The 25,643-nt window shown below is 66.3% G+C and carries 3 protein-coding genes (1 of these 3 only partly in view); all 3 read right to left on the minus strand.

Annotated elements, in window-relative coordinates:
• Tightly spaced (each overlapping or abutting the next), the 3 genes in view from MRBLMU1_RS22130 to MRBLMU1_RS22140 form a layout consistent with a single transcriptional unit that may run on beyond the window.
• A protein-coding gene (locus MRBLMU1_RS22130; RefSeq protein ID WP_363505826.1) for a non-ribosomal peptide synthase/polyketide synthase crosses the window boundary here: on the minus strand, positions 1-4,851 show its 5' portion. Its footprint begins 12,126 nt before the window's first position; only the first 4,851 of its 16,977 coding nucleotides appear in the window; its start codon is at positions 4,849-4,851; the stop codon falls past the left edge of the window.
• On the minus strand, positions 4,851-17,816 hold the full coding sequence (locus MRBLMU1_RS22135; protein WP_363505829.1) for an amino acid adenylation domain-containing protein: 12,966 nt from the start codon (positions 17,814-17,816) through the stop codon (positions 4,851-4,853). The genes MRBLMU1_RS22130 and MRBLMU1_RS22135 overlap by 1 nt, the downstream gene beginning before the upstream one ends.
• Positions 17,817-25,640, minus strand: a complete 7,824-nt coding sequence (locus tag MRBLMU1_RS22140; RefSeq protein WP_363505832.1) for an amino acid adenylation domain-containing protein — start codon at positions 25,638-25,640, stop codon at positions 17,817-17,819.
• Between the last annotated feature and the right edge of the window lie 3 nt (positions 25,641-25,643).

A 25,643-nucleotide genomic window follows, 5' to 3' on the forward strand; every position in this document is an offset into this window, starting at 1 on the left:
CGATTCGCCGCCGAACAGCAGCGCCGTCGCTCCGGGTGCCTCCCGCGCGCGGCGTTCGATCAGGTGATGCACCGGCTGCTCGTCCCCATGCGCCGCCGCGTTCACGCCCCAGGCTTGCAGTTGATCGCGCTCGCCCGTCGCCAGCAGATTCATTTCGCCAATGGCGCTTTCCGGCGCCATGGCCAGCGCCGTGACGATGCCCTCGACCGCAGCCAGCATGTAATCGCATACACGGGCCGCGCCGACCTGGCGCACCGTTTGCCCCGACAGCTGGAAGCCTTGTCCTTGATCATCGACCGACATCACCATCGGGAAGTTGGTGCGTTCCTCGCCGCCGAGCGCCTGCATGCCTTCCCAGGCGATACCGCTGTCGGCCTGACCGGTGGCGCCGTGGCGATAATTCAGCAGCGACGAGACCAGCGGCGTACCGCCGGGCAGCCCGCTGCAACGCTGTGCCAGCGACAGGCTGGCGTGTTCGTGCGCCAGCAGGCCGGTCAACCCGGCGTGCGTCTCGCGCAAGCTTTGCAGCACGCCGCGCGCGCCCAGTTTGACGCGCAGCGGCAGCGTGTTGATGAACATGCCCAGCGCCCGGTCGGCGCCCTCGCCCCCCTGCATGCGGCCGAACAGCACCGTGCCGAACACCACGTCGTCCTTGCCGGTGGCCTTCGACAGCACCAGCGCCCACGCCAGGTGGAACAAGCTGGCCGGCCCGAGGCCGTGGCGGCGCGCCTGCAGCCTGATTCTTTCGGACAGATCGGCCGCCAGCGGCAAGCGCAACTCCTCGATGCCGCCGCCGTCGCCCTGCACATCCAGCAGGCCAAATGGCGCGGTCGGTTCGTCGACGTCGCCCAGCATCTGTTTGAAGAAGGCCTCGTGCTCGGCCGCGCTCACGCCCAGGCGCGCCTGCGCCACGAAACGGCGGAACGGCACCGGTTCCGGCAACTCGGCGTGACGTTCCTGCTGGATCAGCGCGATCTCCGCGACGATCAGCTCCAGCGTGGTGTGGTCGAGGACCAGATGGTGGCTCGGCAGCTGCAACAGCCAGCGCGCCTGCTCGACATCGCACAACGCCACCGCGCGCAGCATCGGCGCGCGGCGCACGTCGATCCGGTTGTGCAGCGGATCGACATGGGCGTTCAGCCTCGCTGCCGCGTCTTCGCCCGCAACGGCCGGCAGCCACTCGATGGCCAGCTCCGCATGGCGCACAACCACCTGCACCGCTTCCGCCAAGCCTTCCCACAACACCGCCGTCCGCAGGATGTCATGGCGCGCGATCACCTGGTTGAAACTGGCGACGAAGCGCTCCAGCCTTTCGCGGCTGTCGAAGCCCAGCAACTGCTGGGTGACATAGGCGTCGCCCTCGCCTTGCAGCATGTGGTGGAACAAAATCCCTTCCTGCAAGGGCGCCAGCGGATAGATATCCTGGATATTCGACGCGCCACCCGGCACCGCCGCCTCGATGCGCGCGATCTGTTCGGCGTCGAGGTCGATCAGGGTCAGCATCCCCGGCGTGATCGCATCGCAATCGGGGGGGATCAGATTCGGCGGCACGACCACGTCGCGCCGGTCCTCGTCGCGCGCGACCGACTGCGCGAAGGCGGCCAGCACCGGTTGTTGGAACAGCGTACGCACCTGCACCGCCATGCCGCGCGCGCGCATGCGCTCCAAGACGCTCAACGCCAGCAGCGAGTGGCCGCCCAGCTCAAAGAAGTTGTCGTGACGTCCGACCCGTTCGACGCCCAGGACGTCGGCCCAGATGGCGGCCAGCGCCACTTCCGTGCCCCCCTGCGGCGCCTCGTACTCACCGGCGCTTTCAAAACCCGGTTCCGGCAGCGCCTTGCGGTCCACCTTGCCGTTGGCGTTGATCGGCAGCGCGTCCATCACCACGATGGCCGACGGCACCATGTAGTCGGGCAGCGTTTCGCCCAGTTTCTCGCGCAGTTCGGCCGCGACCACTGTTTGTCCGGCTTGCGCCGAGACGTAGCCCACCAGGCGCGCGCCGGCCGGACCTTCCAGGGCCAGCACCACCGCCTCGCGCACGTCCGCCTGCGCCAGCAAATGCGCCTCGATCTCTCCCAGCTCGATGCGGAAGCCACGGATCTTGACCTGGTGGTCGATACGGCCCAGGTATTCCAGCTGGCCGTCCTGGCTCCAGCGAACCAGGTCGCCGGTGCGGTACAGCCGCTCGCCATCGGCACCGAACGGATCGGCGATGAAGCGCTCCGCGCTCAGGCCGGGGCGGCCGAGATAACCGCGCGCCAGGCCGTCGCCGGCCACATACAGCTCGCCGGCCACGCCGACCGGCGCCGGATTCAAGGCGCCGTCCAGCACCCGCAGGCCCAGGTCTGGGATCGCAACGCCAACTGGACTCCGCTGGCTGTCCAGGTCCGCCTCGGTGATCCGGCGGTAGGTGACGTGCACCGTGGTTTCGGTGATGCCGTACATGTTGATCAACTGCGGCTGTTGATCGCCCCAATGGGCCATCCACGGTTTCAAACGCTGCGGATCGAGCGCCTCGCCGCCGAAGATCACCGCGCGCAGCGCCAGGCGCTCGTCGTAGAGGCCCGGAACGTGCATCAATTGTCCGAACGCCGACGGCGTCTGGTTCAGCACCGTCACCTTGTGGCGGCGCAGCAGTTGCAGGAAGTCTTCCGGCGAGCGGCTGATCCAGAACGGCACGATCACTAGCTGGCCGCCGGTGCACAGCGCGCCGAAGATTTCCCATACCGAGAAATCGAAGGCATACGAGTGGAACATGGTCCAGACGTCGTCAACGCCGAATTTGAACCAAGCGTCGGTGCCCTTGAGCAGGCGGGTGACGTTGCGGTGCGATAGCTGCGCGCCCTTCGGCCGGCCGGTGGAACCGGAGGTGTAGATCACGTAGGCCAGGTTCTCGGCGTGCACGGCCACTTGCGGGTTGTGCTCCGCCGCGCCGGACAAGTCTAGCGCGTCCAGTTCCAGCACTTGAAGTCCTTCGGGCGACGGCAGGCTGTCCTTGACCGCGCTTTGCGTAAGCAACAGTTCGATGCCGCTGTCTTGCATCATGTAGGCCAGCCGGTCGGCCGGGTATTCGGGGTCCAGCGGCACATAGGCGCCGCCGGCCTTCAGGACCGCCAGCAGCCCGACCATCATCCCGATCGAGCGTTCGACCGCGATGCCGACCTTCACGTCCGGCCGCACTCCCCGCTCGATCAGATGATGCGCGAGGCGGTTGGCGCGCAGGTTCAGTTCCGCGTAGTTCAGCGACTCGTCGCCGAACAGCAGCGCCGTCGCCGCCGGATTGGCCTGCGCCTGTCGCTCGATCAGCCGGTGCAGCGTTTCCTGCGCCGGGTAGCGCGCCGTGCGCCCACCCCACGCATGGAGCTGATCACGTTCGCTAGTTCCGAGCAATTCCACTTCAGCCACGGCCAGTTCCGGGGACCCGGCTAGCGCGCGCAGCACCGCCAGGTAATGGCCCCCCATGCGTTCGATCGCTTCGCCGTCATACAGCTCTCTCGCATAGGTAAAACTCACTCGCACGCTGCCGTCGGCGGTTTCGGTGGCGTCGACCACCAGCTCGAACTGCGCCGCCTGCTCGCCGAGCGCATATTCGTCCAATACCAGCCCCGGCATGCGCACCGGCCCTTTCCGCTCCATACGCTGATGATTTACCATCACCTGGAACAATGGATTGGCGCCCAGCTGGCGCTCCGGCCGCAATGCCTCCACCAGCTGTTCGAACGGTAGATCCTGATGCGTCTGCGCGCCCAGTGCCGCCTCCCTGGCCTGCTCCAGCACCTGCGCCAGACTTTGACGCGCGTCGATGCGGCTACTCAGCACCTGCGTATTGACGAAGAAGCCGACCAGTCCCTCGGTCTCCACGCGGTGGCGATTGGCGTTCGGTACGCCAACGCGGATGTCGGCCAGGCCCGTATATCGCGACAACAGCACCTGTACGCCGGCCAGCAACGCCATGAACAACGTCGCGCCCTGTCCTTGCGCACGGCGTTGCAAGGCCGACGCCAATTCCTCGGTCAGCTCGACATGGTGACGCGCTGCGCGATAGATGCCGTCGGCCCTGCGCGGATAAGTGGTCGGCAGCTGCAACACCGGATGATCGTCGCCCAGTTGCGCCTTCCAATAGGCCAGTTGACGCTCCTTCTCGCCGGCTTCGAGCCAATGGCGCTGCCACAATGCGAAGTCCGCGTACTGCACCGGTAAAGCGTCCAACTCGCCCGCCCGCCCTTCCACCCGCGCGCGGTAAAGCTCCACAAACTCCTCGATGATGATCCCCATCGACCAGCCGTCGGAGATAATGTGGTGCATCACCACCACCAGCACGTGGCGGTCGGCCGCCTCGCGGATCAGGCCCACCCGCAGCAGTGGCCCATGTTCCAGATCGAACGGCGTCTGGTGCAACCGCGCCGCTTCCCCACGGACGCGTGCCGTCAGATCATCCGGCGCCACGCCGGTCAGGTCGATCTGCTCGAGATTCGCCGCAACCGCCGGCTGAATCACCTGGGTCACCTGGCCATCGGCGTCCGCCCGGAACAGCGTGCGCAGGGATTCATGCCGTGCCACCAGCGCGTCAAACGCGGAGTTCAAAGCTTGTCCATCGAGTTGTCCGTCAAGCCTGTAGGCGCCGCTGATGTGATAAGCGGTGCTGTCCGGCTCCAGCTTCCACAGGAACCACTGGCGCGCTTGCGCGTACGATGGCGCCCAGGCGTCCGATTCCGATGCCTCGCGCGGAAGGATGGGGAACTGCCCGATCGCCAGGCCTTCCAGCTTAATCTTCTGATATACCGCGCGGCGCTGCTCCGGACTCAGTCGGGCAAAGCGTTCAGCGATTCGTTGGGTGGTTAAACTATTCATTATGCGATTTCCAAACCATCAATAAATGCGTCAATTTCAGAAAGTGAACGGGTGTTCGATGCGGAGCGCGAGCTATCGGGCAGCAGCAACGCCATCTCCGCCAGCGTGGGGTTGATGAAGACATCCCTGATCGCCAGATCGACCTGCATAACCGCCTGAATGCGCGCCACCATCTGGACCGCCATCAGCGAATGCCCACCCAGTTCGAAGAAGTTGTCCTGCCGTCCGACCCGCTCCACGCCCAGCAACTCGGCCCAGATGGCGGCCAGCGCCTCTTCCGCGTCCCCCTGCGGCGCCTCGTACTCGCCGGCGCTTTCAAAACCCGGTTCCGGCAGCGCCTTGCGGTCAACCTTGCCGTTGGCGTTGATCGGCAGCGCGTCCATCACCACGATGGCCGACGGCACCATGTAGTCGGGCAGCGTTTCGCCCAGTTTCTCGCGCAGTTCGGCCGCGACCACTGTTTGTCCGGCCTGCGCCGAGACGTAACCCACCAGGCGCGCGCCGGCCGGACCTTCCAGGGCCAGCACCACCGCCTCGCGCACTTGCGCCTGCGCCAGCAATTGCGCCTCGATCTCTCCCAGCTCGATGCGGAAGCCACGGATCTTGACCTGGTGGTCGATACGGCCCAGGTATTCCAGCTGGCCGTCCTGGTTCCAGCGCACCAGGTCGCCGGTGCGGTACAGCCGCTCGCCATCGGCGCCGAACGGATCGGCGATGAAGCGCTCCGCGCTCAGGCCGGGGCGGCCGAGATAACCGCGCGCCAGGCCGTCGCCGGCCACATACAGCTCGCCGGCCACACCGACCGGCGCCGGATTCAGGGCGCCGTCCAGCACCCGCAGGCCCAGGTCTGGGATCGCAACGCCAACCGGACTCCGCTGGCTGTCCAAGTCCGCCTCGGTGATCCGGCGGTAGGTGACGTGCACCGTCGTTTCGGTGATGCCGTACATGTTGATCAACTGTGGCTGTTGATCGCCCCAATGGGCCATCCACGGTTTCAAACGCTGCGGATCGAGCGCCTCGCCGCCGAAGATCACCGCGCGCAGCGCCAGGCGCTCGTCGTAGAGGCCCGGAACGTGCATCAGTTGTCCGAACGCCGACGGCGTCTGGTTCAGCACAGTCACCTTGTGGCGGCGCAGCAGTTGCAGGAAGTCTTCCGGCGAGCGGCTGATCCAGAACGGCACGATCACCAATTGGCCGCCGGTGCACAGCGCGCCGAAGATTTCCCATACCGAGAAATCGAAGGCATACGAGTGGAACATGGTCCAGACGTCGTCAACGCCGAATTTGAACCAAGCGTCGGTGCCCTTGAGCAGGCGGGTGACGTTGCGGTGCGATAGCTGCGCGCCTTTCGGCCTGCCGGTGGAACCGGAGGTGTAAATCACGTAGGCCAGGTTCTCGGCGTGAACGGTCACTTGCGGGTTGTGCTCCGCCGCGCCGGACAGGTCCAGCGTGTCCAGCGCCAATACCTGCAAGCCCTCGGCGGGCGGCAGGCCGTCCTTGACCGCGCTTTGCGTCAGCAATAACTGGATGCCGCTGTCTTGCATCATGTAGGCCAGCCGATCGGCCGGGTATTCGGGGTCCAGCGGCACATAAGCGCCGCCGGCCTTCAGGATAGCCAGCAGGCCGACCATCATCCCGATCGAGCGTTCGACCGCGATGCCGACCTTGACGTCCGGCCGCACTCCCCGTTCGATCAGATGATGCGCGAGCCGGTTGGCGCGCAGGTTCAGTTCCGCGTAGCTTAGCGACTCGTCGTCGTAAATCAGCGCCGTGGCCGCCGGATTGGCCTGCGCCTGTCGCTCGATCAGCCGGTGCAGCGTTTCCTGCGTCGGGTAGCGCAAGGTGTTTCCGCCCCACTGCTGGAGCAGTTCACACTCCTTCTTAGTCAATAATTGCAACTCGCCGATGGAGCGCTCCGGTGCCCTGTCCAGCGCCTCCACAATGCCTTCGACAGCGGCTTGCATGTAATCGCACAATCGCGCCACGCCGACCGAGCGCACGGTTTGACCTACCAGATGGAAGTCACGACCCAAGTCATCGACCCACATCCCGACCGGGAAGTTGGTCCGCTCCTCGCCGCCGAGCGTCTGCATGCCTTCCCAGGCGATGCCGGCATCGGTCTTTTGTTCCGGGCCGTGGCGGTAATTCAGCAGCGACGAGAACAGCGGCGTGCCGCCGGGCAGCTCGCTACAACGCTGTGCCAGCGACAGGCTGGCGTGTTCGTGCGCCAGCAGGCCGGTCAAACCGGCGTGCGTCTCGCGCAGGCTTTCCAGCACGCCGCGCGCGCCCAGTTTGACGCGCAGCGGCAGCGTGTTGATGAACATGCCCAGCGCCCGGTCGGCGCCCTCGCCGCCCTGCATGCGGCCGAACAGCACCGTGCCGAACACCACGTCGTCCTTGCCGGTGGCCTTCGACAGCACCAGCGCCCACGCCAGGTGGAACAAGCTGGCCGCCCCGAGGCCGTGGCGGCGCGCCTGACGCCTGATTCTTTCGGACAGATCGGCCGCCAGCGGCAGGCGCAACTCCTCGATGCCGCCGCCGTCGCCCTGCACATCCAGAAGGCCGAATGGCGCGGTCGGTTCGTCGACGTCGCCCAGCATCTGCGTGAAGAAGGCCTCGTGCTCGGCCGCGCTCACGCCCAGGCGCGCCTGCGCCACGAAGCGGCGGAACGGCACCGGTTCCGGCAACTCGGCGTGACGTTCCTGCTGGATCAGCGCGATCTCCGCGACGATCAGCTCCAGCGTGGTGTGGTCGAGGACCAGATGGTGGCTCGGCAGCTGCAACAGCCAGCGCGCCTGCTCGACATCGCGCAACGCCACCGCGCGCAGCATCGGCGCGCGCCGCACGTCGATCCGGTTGTGCAGCGGATCGACATGGGCGTTCAGCCTCGCTGCCGCGTCTTCGCCCGCAACGGCCGGCAGCCACTCGATGGCCAGCTCCGCATGGCGCACAACCACCTGCACCGGTTCCGCCAGGCCTTCCCACAACACCGCCGTGCGCAGGATGTCGTGACGCGCGATTACCTGGTTGAAACTGGCGACGAAGCGCTCCAGCCTTTCGCGGCTGTCGAAGCCCAGCAGCTGCTGGGTGACATAGGCGTCGCCCTCGCCTTGCAGCATGTGGTGGAACAAAATCCCTTCCTGCAGGGGCGCCAGCGGATAGATATCCTGGATATTGGACGCGCCACCCGGCACCGCCGCCTCGATGTGCGCGATCTGTTCGGCATCGAGGTCGATCAGGGTCAGCATCCCTGGCGTGATCGCATCGCAATGCGCGGGGATCAGATTCGGCGGCACGACCACGTCGCGCCGGTCCTCGTCGCGCGCGACCGACTGCGCGAAGGCGGCCAGCACCGGTTGCTGGAACAGCGTGCGTACCTGCACCGCCATGCCGCGCGCGCGCATGCGCTCCAAGACGCTCAACGCCAGCAGCGAGTGGCCGCCCAGCTCAAAGAAGTTGTCGTGACGTCCGACCCGTTCGACGCCCAGGACGTCGGCCCAGATGGCGGCCAGCGCCACTTCCACGTCCCCCTGCGGCGCCTCGTACTCACCGGCGCTTTCAAAGCCCGGCTCAGGCAGTGCCTTGCGATCCACCTTGCCATTGGCGTTGATCGGCAGCGCGTCCATCACCACGATGGCCGACGGCACCATGTAGTCGGGCAGCGTTTCGCCCAACTTCTCGCGCAGTTCGGCCGCGAGCAGTGTTTGTCCGGCTTGCGCCGAGACGTAACCCACCAGGCGCGCGCCGGCCGGACCTTCCAGGGCCAGCACCACCGCCTCGCGCACTTGCGCCTGCGCCAGCAATTGCGCCTCGATCTCTCCCAGCTCGATGCGGAAGCCACGGATCTTGACCTGGTGGTCGATCCGGCCCAGGTATTCCAGCTGGCCGTCCTGGTTCCAGCGCACCAAATCGCCGGTGCGGTACAGCCGCTCGCCATCGGCGCCGAACGGGTCGGCGATGAAGCGCTCCGCGCTCAGGCCGGGGCGGCCGAGATAGCCACGCGCCAGGCCGTCGCCGGCCACGTACAGCTCGCCGGCCACGCCGACCGGCGCCGGATTCAGGGCGCCGTCCAGCACCCGCAGGCCCAGGTCTGGGATCGCTACGCCAACTGGACTCCGCTGGCTGTCCAGGTCCGCCACGGTGATCCGGCGGTAGGTGACGTGCACCGTCGTTTCGGTGATGCCGTACATGTTGATCAACTGCGGCTGTTGATCGCCCCAATGGGCCATCCACGGTTTCAAACGCTGCGGATCGAGCGCCTCGCCGCCGAAGATCACCGCGCGCAGCGCCAGGCGCTCGTTGTAGAGGCCAGGGACGTGCATCAGTTGTCCGAACGCCGACGGCGTCTGGTTCAGCACCGTCACCTTGTGGCGGCGCAGCAGCTGCAGGAAGTCTTCCGGCGAGCGGCTGATCCAGAACGGCACGATCACTAGCTGGCCGCCGGTGCACAGCGCGCCGAAGATTTCCCATACCGAGAAATCGAAGGCATACGAGTGGAACATGGTCCAGACGTCGTCAACGCCGAATTTGAACCAAGCGTCGGTGCCCTTGAGCAGGCGGGTGACGTTGCGGTGCGATAGCTGCGCGCCTTTCGGCCTGCCGGTGGAACCGGAGGTGTAAATCACGTAGGCCAGGTTCTCGGCGTGCACGGCCACTTGCGGGTTGTGCTCCGCCGCGCCGGACAGGTCCAGCGTGTCCATTTCCAGCACTTGAAGTCCTTCGGGCGACGGCAGGCTATCCTTGATCGCGCTTTGCGTCAGCAATAACTGGATGCCGCTGTCTTGCATCATGTAGGCCAGCCTGTCGGCCGGGTATTCGGGGTCCAGCGGCACATAGGCGCCGCCGGCCTTCAGGATAGCCAGCAGGCCGACCATCATCCCGATCGAGCGTTCAACCGCGATGCCGACCTTCACGTCCGGCCGCACTCCCCGCTCGATCAGATGGTGCGCCAGGCGGTTGGCGCGCAGGTTCAGTTCCGCGTAGCTTAGCGACTCGTCGCCGTAAATCAGCGCCGTGGCCGCCGGATTGGCCTGCGCCTGTCGCTCGATCAGCCGGTGCAGCGCTTCCTGCGCCGGGTAGCGCGCCGTGCGCCCACCCCAGACATGGAGCACTTCACGCTCGGCCGGATCGAGTATTTCCACCGTTTCCACCGCCTGCGAAGGTCGATCGGACATCGTGCGCAATACCGTGACGTAGTGCTGCGCCATGCGCTGGACGGCATCCGCTTCGAACAGTTCCTTCGCGTAGCTGAAGGTCACGCGGACCTGCCCGTCCTCGCCTTCGATCGTATCGATCGTCAACTCGAACTGCGCCCCCTGCTCACCCAGCGCATGCCCCTGAAGCGCGAGCCCCGGCATTTTTCCCAGGGCCTGTGACGCTTGTCGCTGGTGATTCAGCAGCACCTGGAACAAGGGATTGGCGCCCAGCTGACGCTCGGGCTGCAGCGCTTCGACCAACTGTTCGAACGGCAGGTCCTGATTGGTTTGGGCACCCAGCGTCGCCTCGCGGGCCTCGGCCAGTACCTGCGACAGGCTTTTCCGGCCTTCGATACGGCCACGCAGCACTTGCGTGTTAACGAAGAATCCGACCAATCCCTCTGTCTCCAGCCTGTGACGATTGGCATTTGGCACCCCGACACGAATATCCGTCTGTCCCGTGTAACGGGACAGCAGCACCTGCACACCGGCCAGCAACGCCATGAACAGCGTCGCGCCTTGCGCTTGCACGCGCAGTTTCAGACCGCTGGCCAGCTCCGGCGGCAACGCGAAGGCATGCTTCGCCGCCCGATAGACTCCATCCACTTTGCGCGGGTGGCTGGTTGGCAGTTGGAGCACCGGATGATCATTTCCCAGATGCTGCTTCCAATAGGCCAGCTGGCGCTCTTTTTCGCCTGCTTCCAGCCAGTCGCGCTGCCATGCCGCGAAATCGGCATACTGCACCGGCAGCGTCGGCAGCTGGCCGACGCCGCCGCCGACTTGAGCCCGATACAACTCCACGAATTCCTCGATGATGATCCCCATCGACCAGCCGTCCGAGACAATGTGATGCATCACCACGACGAGCACATGCCGCTGAACCGCCTCGCGGATCAGGCCCACCCGCAGCAGTGGCCCATGTTCCAGATCGAACGGCGTCTGGTGCACGCGCGCCGTTTCCACACCGACCCGTTCCGTCAATTCGCCAGCCGCCACAGCGGTCAGGTCGATCAATTCGAGATGCGCCCCGCTGGCCGATTGAATCAGTTGATTCACCTGGCCGTTGGCGTCCGCACGGAACAGCGTACGCAAGGATTCATGGCGCGCCACCAACGCGTCGAACGCGGACTTGAGGGCGTCGACATCCAGCGTACCATCCAGCGTCAACGCGCCACTAATATGGTAAGCCGTGCTTTCAGGCGCCAGCTTCCACAGGAACCACTGACGCACCTGCGCGTAGGACGCCGTCATCGGACCCGCGCGACTCGCCTCGGGCAGCACCGGAATCGTCTCGGTCGCGGCGTCCTGTCCCAGGCTGGCTTCCACCAGGCCGGCCAGCGTCTGGTTCTCGAAGAATTGTCGCGGTGTCAGCGCCAGACCGTTGGCCTGGGCGCGCGAAATCACCTTGAGACAGAGGATGGAATCGCCCCCCAGTTCGAAGAAATTGTCATGGCGTCCGACCCGCTGAACGCCCAGCACCCCGGCCCAGATGGCGGCCAGCGCTTCCTCCATTGCCCCTTGCGGCGCTTCGTATTCGCCACTGCTTTCATATTCGGGCTCCGGCAGCGCCTTGCGGTCCACCTTGCCGTTGGAGTTCAGCGGCAGGCCGTCGAGCACCATGATCGCCGACGGCACCATATAGTCCGGCAGCGCCTGGCCGAGACGCTCGCGCAGGACCGCCGCCTCCACCGTGCGCCCGGCGTGCGTCGAAACGTAGCCAGCCAGCCGGGTGCCGGCGGGGCCCTCGTGCGCCACCACCACCGCCTCGCGCACCTCCGGTTGCGCCAGCAGTTGGGCCTCCACCTCGCCCAGCTCGATGCGCAGGCCGCGAATCTTGACCTGATGGTCGATCCGGCCCAGGTATTCGATCTGGCCCTCCTCGTTCCAGCGCACCAAATCGCCGGTGCGGTACAGCCGTTCGCCGCCGCGCCCGAACGGGTCGGCCACGAAGCGCTCGGCGCTCAATCCGGCGCGGCCAAGATAGCCGCGCGCCAACAGTTCGCCGCCGATGTACAACTCGCCCGCCACGCCCTGCGGCACGGCGCCCAATGCGCCATCGAGCACGTAGGCCCGCGTCCCGGCGATCGGACGGCCGATCGGCACCAGCGGCTCGCCGTCGTCGCGGCAGGTCCACTGCGTGACGTGGATCGTGGTCTCGGTCGGACCATACAGGTTTTGCAGGCTGACGCCGGCCAGACGCCGCAACGCCTCGCCCTGCGTGGCCGCCGGCATCGCCTCGCCGCCGCAAATGACGTAGCGCAGGCGCGTTTGCGCCTCGATGCCCTCGTGCGCGAGGAAGGCTTGCAGCATCGCCGGCACGAAATTGAGGGTGGTGACCTGATGGCGGCGAATCAGCTCGATGATCCGTTCCGGATCGCGCTGGTCGCCGGGATTGGCCAGCACCAGCCGCACGCCGGTCGTCAGCGGCCAGAAGATCTCCCACGCCGAGACGTCAAAGCTGAACGGCGCCTTGTGCAGCACCGTGTCGGCCGCCGTCAGGGCGTAGGTCTGCTGCATCCAGGTCATGCAGCTGGCCAGCGCGCGGTGGCGGATCGCGGCGCCTTTGGGGCGGCCGGTGGAACCGGAGGTGTAGATCACGTAGGCCAGATGCTCGCCGTGCAGCGGCACCGCCGGATTGCGATCGGATTCCATCCCCAGGTCCTGCGTATTCAGGTCCAGCACGGGCAAGGCGCCTGCCGGCGGCAAGGCGTCCTTGACGGCGCTTTGCGTCAGCAGCAGCGCGATGCCGCTATCCCCGATCATGTAGGCCAGGCGGTCGACCGGGTATTCCGGGTCGAGCGGCACATAGGCGCCGCCGGCCTTGAGGATCGCCAGCAGGCCGACCACCATCTCCAGCGAGCGCTCGACGGCGATGCCAACCTTGACGTCTGGACCGACACCGAGCTTGATCAGGCGATGCGCCAGCCGGTTGGCGCGCTGGTTCAGCGCCGTGTAAGTCAGCGACTCGTCGCCGAACAGCAGCGCCGTCGACAGTGGCGTCTCAAGCGCCCTGCGCTCGAACAGCTGGTGCACCGGCGCCATGTTCGCATGGCTGGCCGGGTTGACGCTCCAGTCCCTGAGCTGCTCGCGCTCGTCCGCGCTTAACAGTTCCGCTTCGCCGACCGCACGCTCAGGCGCCACCGTCAAGGCATCCACAATGCACTCCACCGCCGCCAGCATATACCGGCAGATCCGCGCCGCGCCAATCCGGCGGTCCGCAAGTGCCACCAGTCCGAAATCGCGACCCAGGTCGTCGACCGACATCCCCAGCGGATAGTTGGTCCGCTCCTCGCCGCCGAGCGACTCCATACCCTCCCATACGATACGAGCGCCTGCCGTTTGCGGCGCCCCGCGTCGATAATTCAGCAAAGCGGAAAACAGCGGTGTGCCTCCCGCCAGCGCGCTGCAGCGTTGGGCCAGCGACAGGCTGGCATGCTCGTGATCCATCAAACCCGTCAAACCGGCCTGGGTTTCGTGCAGGCTTTGCAAAACACCGCGCGCGCCAAGCTTTACCCGCAGCGGCAGCGTGTTGATGAACATGCCCAGCGCGCGGGTGCCGCCTTCGCCACCTTGCATGCGGCCCGACAGCACCGTGCCGAACACCACGTCGTCCTTGCCGGTGGCCTTGGACAGCACTAGTGCCCACGCCAAATGGAATAGACTGGCCGCGCCAACCCCATGGCGGCGCGCCTGCTCGCGAACTTGGGCCGACAATCCAGCCGGTAACGGCATCCGCGACTCCTCGATGCCGGCGCCGTCGCCCTGCACGTCGATCACGCCGAACGGCGCTGTTGGTTCGTCGACGTCCGCCAGCATGGCCTCGAAAAATTCCTCGTGCTCGGCCACGCTCGCGCCGAGGCGCGACTGCGCCACGAAGCGGCGGAATGGCACCGGCGCGGACAACTCCTCCGCGCGCCCCTGCTGGATCAGCGAAATCTCCGCGACGATCAATTCCAGTGTCGTATGGTCCAGCACCAGGTGGTGGCCCGGCAGCTGCAATAGCCAGCGGCCATGCGCGACGTCCTGCAACGCCACGGCGCGTACCATCGGCGCGCGACGCACGTCGATACGCTGGCGCAGCGGGTCGACATGGTCATTCAGCCTCATGGCAGCGTCCTCGCCCGCCTGGACCGGCAACCACTCGATGGACAATTCAGCCTGGCGCAGCACCACCTGCACCGGCTCCGCCAAACCCTCCCACAACACCGACGTACGCAGGATATCGTGGCGCGCGATCACCTGGTTGAAACTGGCGACGAAGCGCTCCAGCCTTTCACGGCTGTCGAAGCCCAGCAGGTGCGGCGTGACATAGGCGTCGCCCTCGCCCTGAAGCATGTGATGGAACAAAATTCCTTCCTGGAGCGGCGCCAGCGGATAAATATCCTGGATATTGGCCGCGCCGCCGGGCACCGCCGCCTCGATGCGCGCGATCTGCGCGGCATCCAGTTCGATCAGCGTCAGCATCTCCGGCGTGATCGCCCGCGCGTCCGCGGGAATCAGGTTGTCCGGCACTACCAAGTCGCGCCGGTCATCGTCGCGCGCGACCGACCGGGCGAAGGCGGCCAGCACCGGTTGCTGGAACAGCGTGCGGACCTGTACGGTCATGCCTTGCACGCGCATGCGTTCCAGCACGCTCAGGGCTAGAAGCGAATGGCCACCCAGTTCGAAGAAGTTGTCATGGCGCCCCACGCGTTCGGCGCCCAGCACCTCGGCCCAAATCGCAGCCAGCGCTTCCTCCACATCACCGTGGGGGGCCTCGTAGCAGGCGGCGTTCTCGTGGCCAGGATCCGGCAGCGCCTTGCGATCCACCTTGCCGTTGACGTTCAACGGCAGACTTTCCAGCACCACGATCGCCGAAGGGACCATGTAGTCGGGCAGCGCCCGTGCCAAGCGCTCGCGCAACTCGCCCGCCGAGACGACCTGACCGGCCGTCATCGCCACATAGGCCGCCAGACGCATGCCGCCCGCACCGCCCGACGCCACAACCACGGCCTCCCTCACCTCGGGCTGCGCCAGTAATTCCGTCTCCACCTCGCCAAGCTCGATGCGGAATCCCCGGATCTTGACCTGGTGGTCCAAGCGCCCCAGATATTCCAATTGTCCCGCGCCGGTCCAGCGTACCAGGTCGCCCGTGCGATAAAGCCGCCCGCCGTCGCCGCCGAACGGGTCGGCGACGAAGCGCTCCGCGCTCAAGCCGGGACGGTGCAGATAGCCGCGCGCCAAGCCCGCGCCGGCGATATAAAGTTCGCCGGGAACGCCGATCGGCGCCGCCTGCAGCGCGGGATCGAGCACCAAGAGCCGGGTGTCGGCGATGGCTAGCCCTATATTCAAGCCATCGGCTGCCGGACCGGCCGACGACCAGATCGTTGTTTCGGTCGGACCGTACATATTCCACAGATCGACACCGATGCCCGCCAGTTCCCGCGCCAGATCCTGCTGAAGCGCCTCTCCGCCGCACAAGCCCTTGAAACGCCGTCCCGGCGTACCGCGCCAGCCGCCGGCCAGCAGCATGCGCCAGCTCGCCGGTGTACATTGCAGCACGGTGGCGCCGCTTTGCGCGATCAACCCGGCCAATCCCTCGCCGTCGCGCGCGACGTCGCGCGAGGCGATGACCACGCGTGCGCCTTGTAGCAGCGGCAGATAAAGTTCCAGCGCCGCGATGTCGAACGACAGCGAGGTGACCGCGACCAGAATGTCGTCGGCCGCCATGCCCGGAGCCACCGCCATGCTGGTCATGAAATGGCTCAAGGCGCCATGGCGCACCATCACGCCCTTGGGCCGCCCGGTCGAGCCGGAGGTATAAATCACATAGGCCAGATGATCGGCGTGGGTCTCGACCCGGGGGTTTTCTTCCGGCTCGCCGGCAAGATCAAGCGCGTCCAGACGCAGCACCCGCAATCCCGCCACAGGCGGCAGCGCCTCATGCACCGCGCCCTGGGTCAGCAGCAGCGCGATGCCGCTATCCTCCAGCATGTAGGCGAGGCGCTCGACCGGATACTCCGGGTCCAGCGGCACATAGGCCGCTCCCGCCTTCAACACCGCGAGCAGTCCCACCACCATGTCCAATGAGCGCTCAAGGGCGACGCCGACTTTCGCATCGGGCCGCACACCCAATTTAATGAGGTGGTGCGCCAGCCGGTTGGCGCGCCGGTTCATGTCGGCATAATTCAGCGAGGCGTCCCCGAACTGCAATGCCGTCGCTTGTGGCGTCTCCAGCACGCGCCGTTCGATCAGGCGATGTACCGGTTCCAGGTGCGGATAACGCTGCGGGTTCACACCCCACTCCCGTAGTTGCCGCTGTTCAGCGGCTGCCGGCAGCGTCACTTGGCCGCAAGCCTGCTCCGGGCTGTCGGCCAGCGCCCGCAGCACGGCCAGGTAATGATCGCCCATGCGCGCGATGGTTCCAGCCTCGAACAGTTCGCGGGCATAGGTGAAGCTCACGCGCACCCGGCCATCGGCATCCTCGGATGTATCGACCGTGAGTTCAAACTGCGCCCCCTGCCCACCCATCGGGTAGTCCTCCAGCGTAAGGCCGGGCAGCTGCCGCGAGAGCGCCTGTTCCTGCCGCTGATGGTTCACCATGACCTGGAACAGGGGATTGGCGCCAAGTTGGCGCTCCGGCCGCAGCGCCTCGACCAACTGCTCGAAAGGTAAATCCTGATAGGTCTGCGCGCCCAACGCAGCCTCCCTGGCCCGCTCCAATACTTGCGTCAGGCTCTCCCTGCTGTCGATGACGTTGCGCAGCACCTGGGTATTGACGAAGAAGCCCACCAGGCCCGCCGTCTCGGCACGGTGACGATTGGCGATCGCCACGCCGACCCGGATATCGGACTGCCCCGTGTGCCGCGACAGCAGTACCTGCACTCCCGCCAGCAGCGCCATGAACAGCGTCGCGCCGTGTGCTTGCGCGCGTCGTTGCAGGCTTTGCGTCAAATCCGCCGGCAGCTCGATGGCGTGGCGCGCCGCGCGATACGTCCCGCCGGGCTGGCGCGGATGATCGGTCGAGAGTTGCAGCACGGGGTGTTCGGTGCCAAGCTGCGCGCTCCAATACGACAGTTGACGCTCCTTTTCACCGGCTTCGAGCCAGTTGCGCTGCCATGCGGCGTAATCGGCGTACTGCAATGGCAACGCTGGCAGTTGGAACACCGAGCCTTCCACCGTGGCGCGGTACTGTGCCACGAACTCGTTGATGATGATCCCCATCGACCACCCGTCCGAGACTATGTGATGCATCACCGCGACCAGCACGTGCCTGTCGGCGGCTTCGCGTATCAGTCCAACGCGCAGCAATGGCCCGCGCTCAAGATCGAATGTGGTCTGGTGCAAACGCGCCACTTCGTCACGCACCCGTGCCGCCAGCTCATCGCCCGACACGCCACTCAGGTCGATCTGTTCCAGATGCGCTCCGGCCGCGGCCTGTATGACTTGCTCGACTTTGCCGCCCTCGCCGGCACGGAACACCGTGCGCAGAGACTCGTGCCGCGCGACCAGCGCGTCGAACGCGCTTTTGAGCGCGTCGATATCGAGTTCCCCGCTTAGCCTCAGCGCCCCACTGACGTGATATGCAGTGCTATCGGGCTCCAACTTCCACAGGAACCATTGGCGGATTTGAGCATAGGACAGCGCCTTCCCGCCAGCCGTCCGCGCGGGCACGATAGGCAATTGGCCGAAATCGATGCCCTGCGCTTTCAGCGCGTTTAGAAAAGTCTTCTGCTTTTCGGCCGGAAGGCTGGAAAATCTCACCGCGATGTCATGTTTGCTGATTGCCATTCAATACTCCAACTGCTCTAAAAGCGTGGTCATTTGTTCGATATCATTCGCCTCGGCGGCGGTATCGGATGATTGAGACATCCACTCGGCCAGCGAAGCGGGTGTCGGGTGCTCCCAATAGGTGCGCAGCGGAAGATGGTGCGACAGGTGTTGCTGCGTCGCGCTTTGCAAGCGCAACGCCAGCAGCGAGTGGCCGCCCAGCTCAAAGAAGTTGTCGTGACGTCCGATCCGTTCGACGCCCAGAATGTCGGCCCAGATGGCGACCAGCGCCACTTCCATGTCCCCCTGCGGTGCCTCGTACTCGCCGGCGCTTTCAAAACCCGGTTCCGGCAGCGCCTTGCGGTCAACCTTGCCGTTGGCGTTGATCGGCAGCGCGTCCATCACCACGATGGCCGACGGCACCATGTAGTCGGGCAGCGTTTCGCCCAGTTTCCCGCGCAGTTCGGCCGCGACCACTGTTTGTCCGGCTTGCGCCGAGACGTAACCCACCAGGCGCGCGCCGGCCGGACCGTCGATAGCCAGCACCACCGCCTCACGTAACCCGGCCTGCGCCAGCAGTTGGCCCTCGATCTCCCCCAGCTCGATGCGGAAGCCACGGATCTTGACCTGGTGGTCGATACGGCCCATGTATTCCAAATGGCCTTCCTGATTCCAGCGAACCAGGTCGCCGGTGCGGTACAACCGCTCGCCATCGGCGCCGAACGGATCGGCGATGAAGCGCTCCGCGCTCAGGCCGGGGCGGCCGAGATAACCGCGCGCCAAGCCGTCGCCGGCCACATACAGCTCGCCGGCCACACCGACCGGCGCCGGACTCAGGGCACCGTCCAGCACCCGCAGGCCCAGGTCTGGGATCGCCACGCCAACGGGGCTGCGCTGGCTGTCCAGGTCCGCCTCGGTGATCCGGCGGTAGGTGACGTGCACCGTCGTTTCGGTGATGCCGTACATGTTGATCAACTGCGGCTGTTGATCGCCCCAATGGGCCATCCACGGTTTCAAACGCTGCGGATCGAGCGCCTCGCCGCCGAAGATCACCGCGCGCAGCGCCAGGCGCTCGTTGTAGAGGCCCGGGACGTGCATCAGTTGTCCGAACGCCGACGGCGTCTGGTTCAGCACCGTCACCTTGTGGCGGCGCAGCAGCTGCAGGAAGTCTTCCGGCGAGCGGCTGATCCAGAACGGCACGATCACTAGCTGGCCGCCGGTGCACAGCGCGCCGAAGATTTCCCATACCGAGAAATCGAAGGCATACGAGTGGAACATGGTCCAGACGTCGTCAACGCCGAATTTGAACCAAGCGTCGGTGCCCTTGAGCAGGCGGGTGACGTTGCGGTGCGATAGCTGCGCGCCTTTCGGCCTGCCGGTGGAACCGGAGGTGTAGATCACGTAGGCCAGGTTCTCGGCGTGCACGGCCACTTGCGGGTTGTGCTCCGCCGCGCCGGACAGGTCCAGCGTGTCCATTTCCAGCACTTGAAGTCCTTCGGGCGACGGCAGGCTATCCTTGATCGCGCTTTGCGTCAGCAATAACTGGATGCCGCTGTCTTGCATCATGTAGGCCAGCCTGTCGGCCGGGTATTCGGGGTCCAGCGGCACATAGGCGCCGCCGGCCTTCAGGACCGCCAGCAGCCCGACCATCATCCCGATCGAGCGTTCAACCGCGATGCCGACCTTCACGTCCGGCCGCACTCCCCGCTCGATCAGATGGTGCGCCAGGCGGTTGGCGCGCAGGTTCAGTTCCGCGTAGCTTAGCGACTCGTCGCCGTAAATCAGCGCCGTGGCCTCCGGATTGGCCTGCGCCTGACGCTCGATCAGCCGGTGCACTGTTTCCTCCGCCGGATAACGTGTCGAGGTCATACCCCACTGTTGGAGTAGATCGCGTTCCCGCGCGTCTTGCATCCCGATCCGGCCCAGGCACTGGTTCCCGGAGGCGCACATAGACTGCAACAGGTTACGCAAATAGGATTCCAGGCGTTCCACCTGCGTCTCGGAGAAGTCGCGCAGGTGGAAGGCGTAGCCGATGGTCAGCGTCTGCGCCAGCTGAACCGTCAATGTCATCGGGTAGTTGGTCTCTTCCAGCACTTCGACGCCAGCGATCCGCAAGGCGCCCTCGCCCTTGACATTCAACGCTTCGTCCACCGGGTAGTTCTCGAACACCATGATGCTGTCGAACAGGCTTTGCCCATCGCTGCGCGTCCAACGATGAATGTCGACCAGTGGCGTGTGTTCGTGCTCTCGCGAGGCGATATTTTGCGTCTGCAGTTCGCGCAGCCAGTCGCCGACCGCCGTATCCGGCCGGGGGCTTGCCACCACGGGCAAGGTATTGATAAACAGTCCAAGCACCTCGCCCGCATCCGCCAGCTCCGCCGGGCGGCCGGCGGTGGTCGCGCCAAAACACACTCCCGCCTGGCCGGTGCAATGGTGCAGCAACAGCGCCCAAGCCGCCTGGATCACGGTGTTGACGGTGACCCGTTCGCTGCGCGCGAAGTCCGACAGGCGCGCTGTCGCGGCGGCATCGAATACCTGGACGCGTTTGACATGTCCGTCGAGATGAGCCGCGCCATCGGCCTGGCCAGCAAAGGATGCGGCAAGACGGGTCGGCCCATCCAGCTCCGCCAATAAACCGCGCCAGTAGCGCTCCGGCGCAGCGCCATCCCGCTCTTGCAGCCATGCGATGTAATCGCGATAGCGTCCGCGTTGTGGCGTCAAAACTTGTCCGGCATAGCAGGACAGCAGCTCGGCGACCAGGCGCGCGCTGCTCCAACCATCGAGCAGAAGATGATGGCGGGTCCAGATCAGATGATGGCGGCGCTCATCGCAACGCACCAGCGTCAGTCGCATCAAAGGCGGTGCCGCCAGGTCGAAGCCTCGTTCGCGTTCCACCCGCGCCAGCGCGCCCAGCGACACGGCGGCGTCTTCTCGGACGGTCCAATCCAGTTCGTCGATCGGCAGATCAACCGAGCGCGCCACCCATTGCAGCGGCACTTCGCCTTGCAGGAAACCGGTACGCAGTACCTCGTGACGCTCCATCATGGTTAGCCACGCGGCCCTGAAGCGGGCGACGTCGAGGTCTTCCAGATCCAACCGCAACTGGTTGACATAAGCGGTACCCGAGGGATCGAATACGCTGTGGAACAGCATCCCGGCCTGCATAGGCGACAGCGGATACAGGTCCACCAGCCGATCCAGCGGCAACGGCTGGCGATCGATCAGTTCCTGCGTCAGCCCGGCCAGCGGGAAATCGGACGGCGTGATTCCGCGCGCTCCGCTCAGGCAATGCGCGATCAGCCCTTGCAGCTCATCCTGGAAGCTTTGTGCCAGTCCGCGCACGGTGACTTCGTCGTGCACGTTCGCGCTGTAGGTCCAGCGCACGCGCAGCTCGCCGCGATAAACATCGGCGTCGACGCTCAGCCACGTGCGGCGGCGGCTTGCCGGCGCGCGTTCGGCACCGGTGCTCTCGTGCGCCAGACGCCACGCGGAGCCGGCTTCGAAGCTTTGATCGAGCTGGCCGAGATAATTGAAGGTGACCTGCGGGTAGGCCAGATCGGCCAGCGAGCGCCCCGCATCGCTCAGATAGCGCAGAACGCCGTAGCCCAGGCCCTTCGCGGGCACTCGACGCAGCTGTTCCTTGACCGCCTTCAGGCTGGCGCCGACGTCCTCCCCGCCTGCCGGGGCCAAACGGACCGGATACAGGGTGGTGAACCAGCCGACGCTGCGACTGAGGTCCACGCCGTCGAACAGATGCTCCTCGCGGCCATGGCCTTCCAGCTCCACCAGCACGCTGTCGCGTCCATCCCAGGCGCACAGCGTGCGCGCCAGCGCGGCCAGCAGCAACTCATCGATGCGGGTGCGGTATGCCTGCGGAACGTCGCCGAGCAATTCCGCCGTGCGCGCCTCGTCGAGCGAGGTGGCGATGGTGCGCGCGTCGGCCATCGTATTGCTGCCTGCGGCATTGCCGGGCAACGTCGGTTCGACTGCGCCGGCCACGGCGCGCCAGTGGTCCAATTCGGCGGCAAGTTCCGCGCTGGCGGCATAACGCGTCAGCGCGGCGGACCAATCCCTGAAGGAAGTGGTGGCTACGGGCAGTGCGGGTGCTTGTCCCTGCGCCAGTTGGCGATGGACGGTTTGCAGATCCTCCAGGATCACGCGCCACGACACGCCGTCGACGGCCAGGTGATGCGCGACCAGCAGCAACCGGCCGGCGCGGCCCGCGCCGAGGTCCATCCAGAGGGCCTGGAAGGGGTTTTGCAGAGTGAGACCGCGCTGGGCGAGATCGGCGGCGCGGGTGACGGCGGCGGCGGTATTGCTTTCCGCGCTCAGGTCAACCCGCTCGAAGACCGACTTGCCGGGAGCCTGGACGGACAGCGCCCACGCGCCGCCGCTACCTGGCTGATAACGGGTGCGCAGCGCGTCGTGATGGGCCACCACCAGGTCGATGGCCTGCCCCACCAGCGCAGGATCGACGACTTCGGTGGCGCTGAGCAGCAGTGATTGGTTCCAATGATGGCTGTCCTCGAACCGCTGTTCGAAGAACCAGGCCTGAACCGGCGTTGGCGCGAAATGGATCTCGGTCGCCGGCACCGGGTCGGTAGCTGCGGCACCTGCATCCAGCTTGGCGACGGCGGCGACCGCCGCGATGGTCTGACGCTCCATCAACTGCTTGGGCGTAAAGCGCAGCCCGCGTTTGCGGGCCCGCGCAATGATCTGCAAGGTCAGGATCGAATCCCCGCCAAGCTCGAAGAAGTTGTCCAGACGTCCGACGCTTTCGACCCGCAGCACTTGCGTCCAGATCTCGGCCAGCGCCTGTTCGACTTCGCCTTGCGGCGCGTCCGCGTTGCGCGACTCGGGCCGGACCATCTCCGGCAGCGCCTTGCGGTCGATTTTTCCGTTGACAGTCAGCGGCAAGGCGTCCAGGCGCATGATCGCGGCCGGCACCATGTAGTCGGGCACCAGCAGCGCGAGTTCATCCCGCAGGCGGCCGGTATCGACTTCCGCGCCGGCCATGACCACCACGTAGGCGTGCAACTGGAGATTTCCTCCATCGTCCTCGCGCGCGATCACCTCGGCCTCGGCGACTCCCGCCAGCGAGCGCAAAGCCTGCGCCACTTCACGCGGCTCGACCCGGTAGCCGCGCACTTTGATCTGATCGTCCATCCGGCCCAGGAATTCCAGGCTGCCATCCACCAGCAGGCGCGCGCGGTCGCCGGTGCGGTACAGGCGGCGTCCGTCGACGAAAGGATCGGCGACGAAACGCTCCGCAGTTTGACCAGGACGCGCCTGATAGCCCCGCGCCACGCCGGCGCCGCCCAGGTACAACTCTCCGGCCACGCCGGCAGGAACCGGATTGAGGCTGTCGTCCAGCACATAGGCCTGGGCGTTGGCCAGCGGTCGGCCCACCGGCAGCGTGACGGCCGTGCGCAAGGCAGCATCCGCCTCCTGCGTAAGGATGCCGACCGTCGTTTCGGTCGGTCCGTAGTGGTTAAGGACCCGACAGGCCGGTTTCAGGGCGGCGATGCGCTCGAGCAGCGGCCAACGGGTGGCCTCACCGCCCAGCACCAGCCGCCTGGCCGGCAGCACGTCCTGCGGGCGGGCGGCGTTCATCAGCGCTTGCAGATGGCTGGGAACTATCTTCAGGACGTCCACCTGGTGACGGCTCATGTAGGCGGCGAAGGCGTCCGGGTCGAACGCGCATTCGGCCGACATCAGGTGCAATTCGAGACCCGAGCATAAAGCTCCGAACAACACCGTGTGACCCAGGTCGGCGGCAACGGTCGAGACCATCGCCATGCTACGCGCCTCGCCCGGCAGGTCCATGCGCGCCAACGCGCCTTGCACATAATTGGCCAGCGCGCCACGGCTGACGACCACGCCCTTGGGCTGGCCGGTGGAGCCGGAGGTGTAAATCACATACGCCGCCTGTGAGGGATGCGGCACGGACAGCACCGGCGCCGATGCGCGCGGCGCGACGTCGAACGACAATTCGATCAGCGGCAGTCCTATGCTCCAACCTGGGATGCCAGCTACCAGCACCACCGCCACCGCGCTGTTCTCCATCTGGTAAGCCAGCCGTTGTCGCGGCAGGGCCGGATCAAGCGGAACGCAGGCCATGCCGGCCTTGAGCGCGGCCAGCAAGCCCAGTACGAATTCGCAGGAACGGCCGGCGAGAACGCCGACATTGCGCTCCGGCGCCAGGCCGCGCGCCAGCAGGTCCGCCGCCAAGACGTCGGCATGGCCGTCGAGTTGCGCATATGTGTAAGAGCGGCCCTCGCTGGTGACGGCATTGCGGTCCGGCCAGCGGCCCACCGCCTCGTTCCACAGATCGATAACGTCCGCGTGGGGCCACGCATGATCGGCGCCCGGCAGGACCGCCAACGGTTCGCCGATGTCCAGCCGCGCCAAACTCAAAGGAGCCCCCTGCACGACCTGCCCCGCCAGCGCCGCATAGGCGCGTGCGAAGCGTTCGATGGTGGCGGCGTCGAACAGGGCTTCCGAATACACCAGGACCGCCTCGATGCCGCCGGCCTTGTCGATGAAATCGAGGCTGACGTCGAAGTGGGCGTCGCCGGCCGACAAGCTCTCGATGCGCACGTCCAGCTTCGGCAGGCGCCATACGGCGGGCAGGTCGTCTTGCTGCGTGCATTTGGCCTGGAACAGCGGATGCACACCGGCCTGGCGCTCCGGTTGCAGCGCCTCGACCAGCATGTCGAACGGCAGATCGGGGGCGGCGTGTGCGTCAAGGACGGTTTCCCTGACGGCGCCCAGCAGATCGGCAAAGCCGGCCGACAGATCGACTTGCGTGCGCAGCACCAGCACATTGGTCAGGTAGCCGAGCATGCCATGCGTCTCGGCGCGCTGGCGGTTGGCGACCGGGGCGCCGACACGGATGTCGGCTTGGCCGCTGTAGCGGCACAAAACCAGCTTGAACAGCGCAAGCATCACCATGAACAGCGAAGCGCCCTGCTCGCGCGCCAGCGTGCGCAGGCCGGCGCTGACATCCGCCGGCAGATTGAACACGTGGCGGCCGGCGTCGGATGGCCCTTGCGACGTACCCCGGCTGCGGTCGAACGGCAATTCCAGCGGCGCGTGCGCGTCGCCCAGGCGTCCACGCCAATAAGAGAGCTGGCGGTCCTTCTCGCCGGCTTCGAACCAGTTGCGCTGCCAGACCGTATGGTCCGCGAACTGCACCGGCAACGGCTCCAGTGGCGCCGTGGACTGGCCACACTCCCGCTGGTACAGGGCCAGCAGCTCGTCGATGAGGATGCGCACGGAAGCGCCGTCGCCGGCAATGTGGTGCAACACGATCCCCAGCGCATGCTCGTCGCCGCCGGTTTTCCAGAGAACGGCGCGCAGCGGCGGCTCGCTATCGAGGCTGAATGGCGCCTGGGCGAACGCCTGCAACACCCGCGCCAGTTCGGCGGCGCGTGCCGCTTCCGGCAGCGCGGTCAAATCCTGCGTTTGCGCGACGAAGGCGTCGGCCGGCAAAATCGCCTGGACCGGTTCACCGCCGTCGCCGACGGGGAAGACCGTGCGCAGGGTTTCGTGCCGCTCCACCAGACGCCGCAGCGCGGCCAGCAGCGCGTCGGCGTTCAGCGCTCCGCTGAAGTGCAACACGCCGGGCATGTTGTAGGCCGGGCTGGCCGGGTCCAGCTGCCAGGTCAGCCACAGACCGCGCTGGGCATAGGACAGCGGCAGCGGGCCGGCACGGTCGGCAGCGACGATCGGCAGTTCGGCGAAGCTCAGGCCAGCGTCGCGCAGTTTGCCAAGGAAGCCGCGCCGCGCTTCGGGAGTCAGGGCCGCGAAGCGGCGGGCCAGCATTTGCTCATCCAGTTTCATTGC

The sequence above is a fragment of the Burkholderia sp. LMU1-1-1.1 genome (genome assembly GCF_040675865.1).
Lineage (GTDB): Bacteria > Pseudomonadota > Gammaproteobacteria > Burkholderiales > Burkholderiaceae_D > Rugamonas.

Excerpts from the sequence above, each read along its gene's own strand:
- MRBLMU1_RS22140 (WP_363505832.1), bottom strand. The coding sequence starts at position 25,640 with ATGAAACTGGATGAGCAAATGCTGGCCCGCCGCTTCGCGGCCCTGACT.
- MRBLMU1_RS22135 (WP_363505829.1), bottom strand. The coding sequence starts at position 17,816 with ATGGCAATCAGCAAACATGACATCGCGGTGAGATTTTCCAGCCTTCCG.